This is a genomic window from Mycobacterium sp. DHQP2018-32-09 (assembly GCF_058148405.1).
This window is the reverse complement of sequence record NZ_JBYVYK010000172.1, coordinates 1-413: the sequence shown is the minus strand read 5'-3', so window position 1 is coordinate 413 and position 413 is coordinate 1. Positions and strand designations below refer to the sequence as shown.

The window sequence follows — 413 nt, the reverse complement described above, 5'->3', positions numbered from 1 at the left end:
ACCAACGTGACCGTCCGGGCCCACCGTCATCGCGGGCCCCGACCCGGGACCCCCGGCAGCCGCCCAGCCGGGCCGAGCAGCCGGACAGGTACAGGGATCCCGGCGTTCGCCGGGACGACATCAGCAAGACCCTGCCACTGTCGTCCCGGGCCCCGACCCGGGACCCCCGGTAGCCGGACAGGTACGCAGGTTAGGGGGTCCCGGCGTTCGCCGGGACGTCCTAGAGTCGAACCATGGCAACGATCTCCCCCGCCACCGCTGCGTGGCGCCCGCGTCCGGCTGATGCCCCCGAGGTCATCAGCGACGAAACGGCAGAGCTTCTTGAAGGCTGGTGGCGTGCGGCCAACTACCTGTCGGTCGGCCAGATCTACCTGCTGGACAACCCGCTGCTCCGCCGTCCCCTCGACCGCGAC

At 71.4% G+C, this 413-nt stretch carries 1 protein-coding gene; it reads left to right on the top strand.

Going from position 1 to position 413, the window contains the following annotated elements:
- Positions 1 to 233: 233 nt before the first annotated feature.
- On the top strand, positions 234 to 413 hold a 180-nt coding region (locus AC30CM_RS27210; RefSeq protein WP_490120008.1), incomplete at its 3' end, for a phosphoketolase family protein.